Source organism: Okeania sp. (assembly GCF_983059655.1).
This window is the reverse complement of the sequence record NZ_CEZPJD010000032.1, coordinates 13,852-21,724: the sequence shown is the minus strand read 5'-3', so window position 1 is coordinate 21,724 and position 7,873 is coordinate 13,852. Positions and strand designations below refer to the sequence as shown.

The 7,873-nt window shown below is 35.6% G+C and carries 9 protein-coding genes; 4 read left to right on the top strand and 5 right to left on the bottom strand.

The window, feature by feature from the left end:
- The 3 genes from AC3DU7_RS03895 to AC3DU7_RS03885 form a co-directional block, all read left to right on the top strand.
- A partial coding sequence (locus AC3DU7_RS03895; RefSeq protein ID WP_488038045.1) for a Ycf66 family protein occupies nt 1-240 on the top strand: 240 nt, incomplete at its 5' end.
- A 266-nt stretch (nt 241-506) separates the two neighbouring features.
- Nucleotides 507-1,415: a DMT family transporter gene (locus tag AC3DU7_RS03890; RefSeq protein WP_488038044.1), complete on the top strand. Its 909-nt coding sequence runs from the start codon at nt 507-509 to the stop codon at nt 1,413-1,415.
- A gap of 211 nt (nt 1,416-1,626) precedes the next feature.
- Nucleotides 1,627-1,983, top strand: a complete 357-nt coding sequence (locus tag AC3DU7_RS03885; RefSeq protein WP_488038043.1) for a hypothetical protein — start codon at nt 1,627-1,629, stop codon at nt 1,981-1,983.
- A 294-nt stretch (nt 1,984-2,277) separates the two neighbouring features.
- On the opposite strand, the gene nifT is transcribed toward AC3DU7_RS03885, so the two are convergent.
- The 5 genes from nifT to cysE form a co-directional block, all read right to left on the bottom strand.
- Nucleotides 2,278-2,478 carry a putative nitrogen fixation protein NifT gene (nifT, locus tag AC3DU7_RS03880; protein WP_124143216.1) on the bottom strand — a complete coding sequence of 67 codons (201 nt, stop codon included), beginning with the start codon at nt 2,476-2,478 and terminating at the stop codon, nt 2,278-2,280.
- Complete coding sequence (locus AC3DU7_RS03875) at nt 2,478-2,744, bottom strand: nitrogen fixation protein NifZ (protein ID WP_293155299.1); 267 nt, start codon at nt 2,742-2,744, stop codon at nt 2,478-2,480. The genes nifT and AC3DU7_RS03875 overlap by 1 nt, the downstream gene beginning before the upstream one ends.
- 346 nt (nt 2,745-3,090) lie before the next feature.
- Nucleotides 3,091-3,297, bottom strand: a complete 207-nt coding sequence (locus AC3DU7_RS03870; protein ID WP_488038042.1) for a DUF2949 domain-containing protein — start codon at nt 3,295-3,297, stop codon at nt 3,091-3,093.
- Nucleotides 3,298-3,563: 266 nt separating this feature from the next.
- Nucleotides 3,564-3,824 carry an Asr1405/Asl0597 family protein gene (locus AC3DU7_RS03865; RefSeq protein ID WP_488038041.1) on the bottom strand — a complete coding sequence of 87 codons (261 nt, stop codon included), beginning with the start codon at nt 3,822-3,824 and terminating at the stop codon, nt 3,564-3,566.
- Nucleotides 3,825-3,836: 12 nt separating this feature from the next.
- The gene (gene cysE, locus AC3DU7_RS03860) at nt 3,837-4,445 is read right to left on the bottom strand and encodes a serine O-acetyltransferase (RefSeq protein ID WP_488038047.1); all 609 of its coding nucleotides are present in this window, start codon (nt 4,443-4,445) and stop codon (nt 3,837-3,839) included.
- A 2,000-nt stretch (nt 4,446-6,445) separates the two neighbouring features.
- Between cysE and nifB the strand changes: the two genes are divergently transcribed.
- On the top strand, nt 6,446-7,828 hold the full coding sequence (gene nifB, locus AC3DU7_RS03855) for a nitrogenase cofactor biosynthesis protein NifB (protein ID WP_488038040.1): 1,383 nt from the start codon (nt 6,446-6,448) through the stop codon (nt 7,826-7,828).
- The last annotated feature ends 45 nt before the right edge of the window (nt 7,829-7,873 follow it).

Sequence of the window (7,873 nt, the reverse complement as noted above, 5' to 3'; positions counted from 1 at the left end):
TGTTTTATTTTTACTTTAGTGATGATTCTGAATGAACCGAAGAAAAAATCACCCAATAGAAAAGCTTTTGATATTATTCAATTAGTTTTTGTTCCGGTAGGAATGTTATTGTATGGAGGCATTTTAATCTTTCAAGGATGGAGACTTGATTCAGTATTATTATTCGGAGTATTTATATTAAATATAATATCTATCTTCTTGTTATTTAAGGATATTGCATTGAATTTTATACCCAAATAAGGTAAGCATTCAGCAGTCAGCTATCAGCTAGCTTCCCAGGTCATAACTGCGTTAACAGCTATTAATTTTGGAGAAGATAAAAGCAACCTTTGAAATAGAGAAAGAATAAAAATTTACTGCCAAAGCCCCATTTCTAAACCTCAGAAGTAATTATTCATTACCTATTGCTGATAGCTGACTGCTAATCGCTGAATGCTTAAATTGTAATAGTTGATAAAAGAGTCAAAATATACTGTTTACTAACTTCTTCCTTCTTCTCAAAAATTATGCAGCAGTGGATAACTAATTTTCAAGGCGAACTAGCAGCATTAACTGGTGCATTTTTATGGGCAGCATCCTCTGCAGCTTATAGCTTACTTGGGCAAAAAATATCTCCTCTAAAATTAAATCTATTCAAAGGTTTAATAGCGATCGCTCTGATTTTTCTAACTTTAATTATTAGTAACAAACTTCAGATAGAAGTCAACTTAACTACTATTAATTTATTCCTAATTAGCGGTATTCTTGGTATTGGCTTAGGAGATACTGCCTTTTTTTCTGCCCTCAAAAATATGGGTGCAAGAAGAACTCTGCTCATGGAAACTTTATCTCCTCCCATGACAGCTTTATTAGCTTTAATTTTCTTAGGAGAACAATTAACTTTTGGTGCTTGGTGTGGAATTTTAATTACAGTTGGAGGTGTAGCTTGGGTAATCTCAGAAAGAACTCCCGGTACAACAATTAGTAATGTAAATATCAAACAAGGAATAGTCTGGGCAATATTAGCAGCAATAGCTAATTCTAGTGGTGCAATTATCTCCCGTTTTGCTTTGCTTTACTCAGATATTAATCCTTTATTAAGCACATTATTTCGTTTAATTGGAGGAATAATTATTATTGTTTTATTGTTACTTTTTCAGAAAACAAAACAGGATAAATCAGAAAAATTCAACTGGTCAATAAAACTTGTAGGAGCCATTTTTATTACAGCTTTTAGCAGCACTTACTTAGGTATTTGGCTACAACAAACTTCCCTCAAATTTTCTCCCGCAGGTATTGCTCAAACTCTCTTAGCCACCAGTCCAATATTTATAATTCCCATTGCTGCTCAAATGGGAGAAAAAATAAGTATTAGGTCAGTTTTAGGAGTATTAGTTGCAGTAGTAGGAATTAGTTTACTATTCACTTTTCAGTAAATACTATGTGATAATCATTTTTAGATGAAAATAACGAATTCTTAAAGTTTTTATGAAATCTTCTAGCGACCTTCAAACCAACTCTCACCTTCCTACAATTAATGCCCATACTAATAGTATAGATGAAGCCTGGACTGGAAGCAACGAGCAATGGTGGGATTAGTACATTTCCTTAGCTGACAACAGCCAAAAGCCTGTAAATCTAGAAGAATTGATTCCCCAAGCAGAACAAGTTGCTCAAAAAGTTCCCTCCATTGAAGAATTACAAAAAGAGCTAGCTGAACCTTATCTTCTTTCAGACTCTCAATTTCAACAATTTCAGACGGAAAGTTATCTCAGAATCAAAAATATTCTCAGTCCTGGAGCGCTATATCTGTTACGACAGGAATTGAAACAGTTATTCGAGGTGCATGACAAATTTGACCCAAACCGACAATTCAGCAGCAGAGAAATGATGTGGCTTGAAAGTGATGTTGCTAAAGAGTTTGTACTGAGCAAAAGATTGGGTCAGTTAGTTGCAGAGCTATTACAAGTATCCAGCATTGTAGCATTCCGTAGGAAAACCTAGATATATCAAGAAAATAGTTAATTAAATGTAAAAACATTACTGTATAAGGTTTTGACCTTATTTTTAACCTGTTTTTTCCTAAAGTCCCGTTATTCTTATGTTTACTACTTTTTACGGACGTTGCATGCAACGTCCCTACCCACTCCTCTACTTCCCTGCTCAAGAAAATATAGAAAAGCCTTTCCCACTTTTCCCTGTTCCCTGTTCCCTGTTCCCTGTAAAAAAAACCACCAAATAAGAGATAAATCTAATTTGGTGGCTGCACAATAAGGAGTAACTATGGAAAGGAAACTTTTAGTTTAATCTTTTAGCATCGATAGTTAGAGGTAGTTTTTCTGGTTGGTCTTTAGGAATAGATAATTCCCAACCATTTGTTAAAGTTAAAACTTTAATATCTCCATCAATTTTTTGTGAAACAACCTCTTCCTCCAAATCTTTTTTAGCAACATAAACTTCTAAATTTCCTGCTGCATTATTGCGTAGAATTACTTTCATTAATTTTCCTCTACAACTTCTATTTCATTTTTACGACAGCCGATAATCATTCCTTTTTTGATGAAATGTACGGAATAAATATAAAATTTTTGTAAGAAAGTGCCAATACCACAAATGTAACCTACTTCTCCCCCTTCTAAAAGAATATCTCCTCGATTTTTTCCAGGGAAAGTACCATCATTACGAATTATTTTGCGAACTCTTACCTTTTGTTCCAATTCAAATACTGGTGGTCCATCTAATTCAATAACTTCATCTAATTTCATATAGCTGCCTCCCTAATACCGAGCTAAATATTGTGATTTTTGGTGGAATGAATAGTGATAATTTCTTTAGAGATTATGACATATTAATTATTTGAGAAAAAGTAGCTATTGCTTCTTTCTTTAAGGATACTAAAAATTAAATTCAAGCAAAATCTAAAAGTATTTATCACTATTAAACATGGGTTTATTAATGAGATAGCTTTTATTTTAGATAAACTTTAGAATTCATCTTTTAACTCATTGATCGGTCGTAAAAAAGAGTATTGCTATTGTATAGCCCTACCCATTAAGGTGTTTGACATTTCTCAACCCTAAAACCATTTAACAGTTCACTATTCCCTATTCCCTAGCGCGTAGCGCTATAAGACTCATGCCAATCAAAAATTTGTTGCAATTGTTGGAGAGAAATCATACCAAACTTCCAGAGAATCATTGGTAGAGGTCCACAAGAGGCTTCACTGTGTTTCCGTGCTACAGAAATTGCTGCAGCAGAAATAGCTAATTCTTCCTGCAAAAAATTAAGAAATAGAGTTGTTTTGCGATCGCCTTCCATAGTTATTGTCCTTAAGTATTAAACTACAGGTAATAGATAAGGAAGTTGATTAATTGATAATTGATAATGGATAATTGATAATTACTTCTGGTTAAAACCGTTACGGAATTGAATATCAGGAAATATCCTAGCACTTTTTTTCCCCTTAAAAGGGGAGGCTTTAAACCAAAATTATTTAATTATTAATTATTAATTATTAATTATTCGGTAACTCCAGATCTATTACCAATGAGAATGAAAATTGTTCATTAAATCAATGGTTGTGTTTAGGAAAAAACTTCCATCTGCCAGCATCTTTCTAACCAGTCCACTAACTCCTGGCGAGGAGCAACAAATTGCTTAATAATGCTGTGAACAAGAAGAGCATCGGTGACATTATTGACTTCTACTAATAATTCACCGCTAGTGGGACACCAGCTATTAATCATGAGTTCTTGTAAACGCTGATGAACGAACCAACGATCAATTTGAGAAAGATTCACAATTGTAATCAATTCTTGAGGGTTAGGATTATGATTGTTATACATCGTCGTCATTCCTTAGTGTTGCTGATAAAGGTTTGCAATTGTTTGTTCTAGTTGCTCAATTCTGTCAAGTAAAGCACGAGTTACTGTAGCTTGTGTATCTGGTAACCGTCCATGTTCAAGAGGTCCAACTCGTTCGCCAGATTTAGAAACAATTCGACCTGGTATACCGACAACGGTGCATTCAGAAGGAACGTCATTCAATACAATTGAACCAGCACCTATGCGGACATTATCTCCAATATTAATATTACCTAGTACCTTAGCACCAGCACCAACTACAACATTCTTGCCAATAGTGGGATGGCGTTTACCAATTTCTTTTCCCGTACCACCAAGGGTGACACCTTGATAAATTAAGGAATAGTCTCCAATAATTGCAGTTTCACCAATAACCACTCCCATGCCATGATCGATAAATACTCCCTGTCCAATTGTTGCCCCGGGATGAATTTCAATTCCTGTTAAAAACCTTCCAATATGAGAAATTAAACGTGGAATTAGAGAAATGTTCTGAAGATCTAACCAGTGAGCAAGGCGATGTAGTACTAGAGCGTGCAAACCAGGATAGCAACATAAGACTTCAACCCAGTTGCGTGCTGCGGGGTCTCGCTCAAAGATCATTTGAAAGTCTGTTAAGATTGTCTCTAGTTCTGGAAAGGTAAAATATTTATACCAAAATCTATGACGACGAGAAGAAGAAAGGTCTCTACTTGATTCTAGTTGTAGATTTTGTCGATCAGTTTCAGTATTAGCTTTGAATTTGAATGGAGATCTAAAGTTACCTTGACTTTTTTTGGAATTAGGAGTGTTAGGTAATGTACAAGTATTGCTATTTAGTAAGGTGGTCATTTCAGTTATCAGTTATCAGTTATCAGTTATCAGTTATCAGTTATCAGTACTTCCTGTAATAGGGAGCGTTGAAATTCAGTTATCAGTTATCAGTTATCAGTACTTCCTGTAACAGGGAGTGTTGAAATACTGAAGTTTATCTTTCTCTTGGTCTCATGGATATGGCGCAGGTTTCCTCACCATCCCACCCTACTGGACTGTTTCACCTAAAATGGTGCATTAGGGAGTGGGGGAGTAGGGGAGATAAAGACACCTAGAAATAAAAATCTATTGCACCATTTAAGGTGTGTCAGTCTACTACGGGAAGCTCCACACTGAAATTTTCTGCTGAAATTCAAGAAAATTTCTTCACATAAAATGGCCGAAACCGTTGCCTGTTCCCCCCATCTTTGCGTCTTCGCGTCCCCGTGTCCCCGCGTCCCCGTGTCCTACCCCCACCAACCAATTTTTTTCAGCAAACCCTAAATAAGGGGTTCGGTGTTTGACAAGGACGTTTGCTTTTAAATTTTTATATCAAGTGCCTTGTAAACTACTAACCAATATTTAACGGTCAATCTTTATTAGATATATTAAGCTTGTACTCAAAAGACTTAAAATGAATGTAGATAGATATTTGAAATATATTTTGGGGTATAGGTACTAGTATTTTTTGTAGCGTGTACGAGTATTTACTGAACAATGTACTAGTATTTTTGTACTCAAGGTTGATGCTTGTGTATCAGCAGGTTTGAAGTTTTTAAGGGGGGTTTGTGCTGAAATTGAAACTTGTACTCAAATTATAGTTTAACTCATAATTATGGGGAAAAGATTAAAAAAAATATTAAAAATTATCTACTTAATTCTGAAAAAACTGCTAAATTTATTACAGAAGCGAAAAAGTGGTATTTTTATTTTTAGCTACAGAAAATTGAAAATTTTTCTCAAGACGAAGCATTGAAAATTACTTATATTAATCCTGAAAAACTGCTAAATTTTTTACAAAAACTAAAAAGTTGTATTAAAGTCATATTGAGTTTTTGGCCAAATAAAAATGTTAAGGAAATTGGTCATATTTTTCAAGATTTTGTTAATGTAGATTACTCTAAAGTGCAGTTATATTAAATCTGGATAATTAATAACGAATTGCTTTATTCCTGACAACTTTGCTCCTTTTTTCCTACATTCTTTCTGTCAATATTGAAAATAATTGTCAAACTTTAAAGAAAAATTAAAATCAATCTAAACTACTTGCCAAAAATTGATACATTGTATACAGTAAGAAAAGGTTGAGTTGAATAAGGGGTGTATGAGTACAGGAGTATAGAGGCAAAAATCAAAGTTAAAAAGTAGTTTAATTCCTGATATATGTAGGTTTGATAACGAGTACATAGAACTCTGTACCATTACCCCATAAATACTTGTACCCCACTTAAAAAATACAAGTACCTATACCCCAATAAAAAAATTAGATATCTCAATTTGATTTGAATTATTAGATGATACAAATCTGAGTACAAAACTAATCATAATAATCAATATTAATCCGGGTTGTTGACAATAGGAATTTAAAGGCCACTGATATAAAAACTATAACGCCGGACACCTAAACCACAGACGGAAAATAACCGTTTCAGGAAAAGTGTATCGACGCGAGTAATCCGTCACTCACGGCGACAGCTAGCCCAACAATAGTGGAAACTTAGATGTTACAGCCAACAGAACTATCTTCCAAACCAACAGTAGACAGCTTCGCAAAAACCACGAAGAGCACGGAAAAGAAATCCGGAGGCTGCGTGTCAAAGGGTTGTGGAACTACTACCGAACAAGAACTTCCCGCTAGTATTCAAGAACGCGTTGCTAACCATCCTTGCTACAGTCAAGAAGCGCATCACCATTATGCGAGGATGCACGCTCCAGTTGCACCAGCTTGCAACATTCAATGTAATTTCTGTAACCGTAAATACGACTGCGCCAACGAAAGTCGTCCCGGTGTAGTTAGTGAACTGCTAACTCCTGAAGAAGCAGCTCATAAAGCTCTAGTAATTGCAGGCAAAATTCCCCAAATGACTGTTATGGGAATTGCCGGACCTGGAGATCCATTAGCGAACCCAGAGAAAACATTCCGCACTTTTGAGCTTGTAGCTGAGAAAGCACCAGATATCAAGCTTTGCTTATCAACCAATGGTCTAGCTTTACCCGATTATATAGATCGACTCAAAGCACTCAACATTGACCACGTTACTTTAACGATTAATATGGTTGACCCTGAAATCGGGGTAAAGATTTATCCTTGGGTTCATTTTCGCCGGAAACGTTACAGAGGAATTGAAGGGGTAAAAATTCTGCATCAAAGGCAAATGGAATCCCTAGACTTACTCAGAGAAGCTGATATTCTCTGCAAAGTTAACTCAGTCATGATTCCTGGCATCAATGATGAGCATTTAGAAGAAGTCAATAAAATTGTTCGTTCTAAGGGTGCATTCATTCACAATATTATGCCTCTGATTTCTTCACCAGAACACGGCACTTACTTTGGCTTAAATGGTCAGCGTGGCCCTACCACTGAAGAATTAAAAACATTACAAGACAAATGTGATGTTGGTGGTATGAAAATGATGCGTCACTGCCGTCAATGTCGTGCAGATGCAGTTGGTCTGTTAGGTGAAGACAGGAGTAAAGAATTCACAAAGGAAGCAATCATGGAGATGACTCCAGAATATGATCTGGAAAAGCGTAAAGAATTCCATGCTGGCATTGAAGGTTTCCGCGATAAATTAGCAACAGCCAAGGCAGAGACTCAGGTACAAGAAGCAGTTGCTGAAGCTGGTCCTCCTATACTGTTAGCAGTAGCAAGTAAGGGTAACGGATTAGTTAATCAACACTTTGGTCATGCTAAAGAGTTTATGATTTATGAAGTTGATGGTGTGAAAGCTAGATTTATTGCTCACCGCAAAGTTGACCACTATTGCTTAGGTGGTTATGGTGAAGAAGGCAGTTTGGAGAATATCATTAAGGCAATTTCTGATTGTAAAGCTGTGCTGGTTTCTAAAATTGGTGAGAGTCCTAAAGAAAAGGTACTCGACGCAGGAATAGATGTAGTAGAGAGCTATGATGTAATTGAAACAGTTGCTTTAGATTTTTACAAGCAATTCATAAAACTAATACAACCTGCATAGGTAAACGGAATTCAGAATTTAGAATTCAGAATTTAGAATTCAGAA

Coding starts and splice junctions, on each gene's coding strand:
- cysE (WP_488038047.1), bottom strand. CDS start 4,445: ATGATCTTTGAGCGAGACCCCGCAGCACGCAACTGGGTTGAAGTCTTA.
- AC3DU7_RS03890 (WP_488038044.1), top strand. CDS start 507: ATGCAGCAGTGGATAACTAATTTTCAAGGCGAACTAGCAGCATTAACT.
- AC3DU7_RS03865 (WP_488038041.1), bottom strand. CDS start 3,824: ATGTATAACAATCATAATCCTAACCCTCAAGAATTGATTACAATTGTG.
- nifT (WP_124143216.1), bottom strand. CDS start 2,478: ATGAAAGTAATTCTACGCAATAATGCAGCAGGAAATTTAGAAGTTTAT.
- AC3DU7_RS03870 (WP_488038042.1), bottom strand. CDS start 3,297: ATGGAAGGCGATCGCAAAACAACTCTATTTCTTAATTTTTTGCAGGAA.
- AC3DU7_RS03875 (WP_293155299.1), bottom strand. CDS start 2,744: ATGAAATTAGATGAAGTTATTGAATTAGATGGACCACCAGTATTTGAA.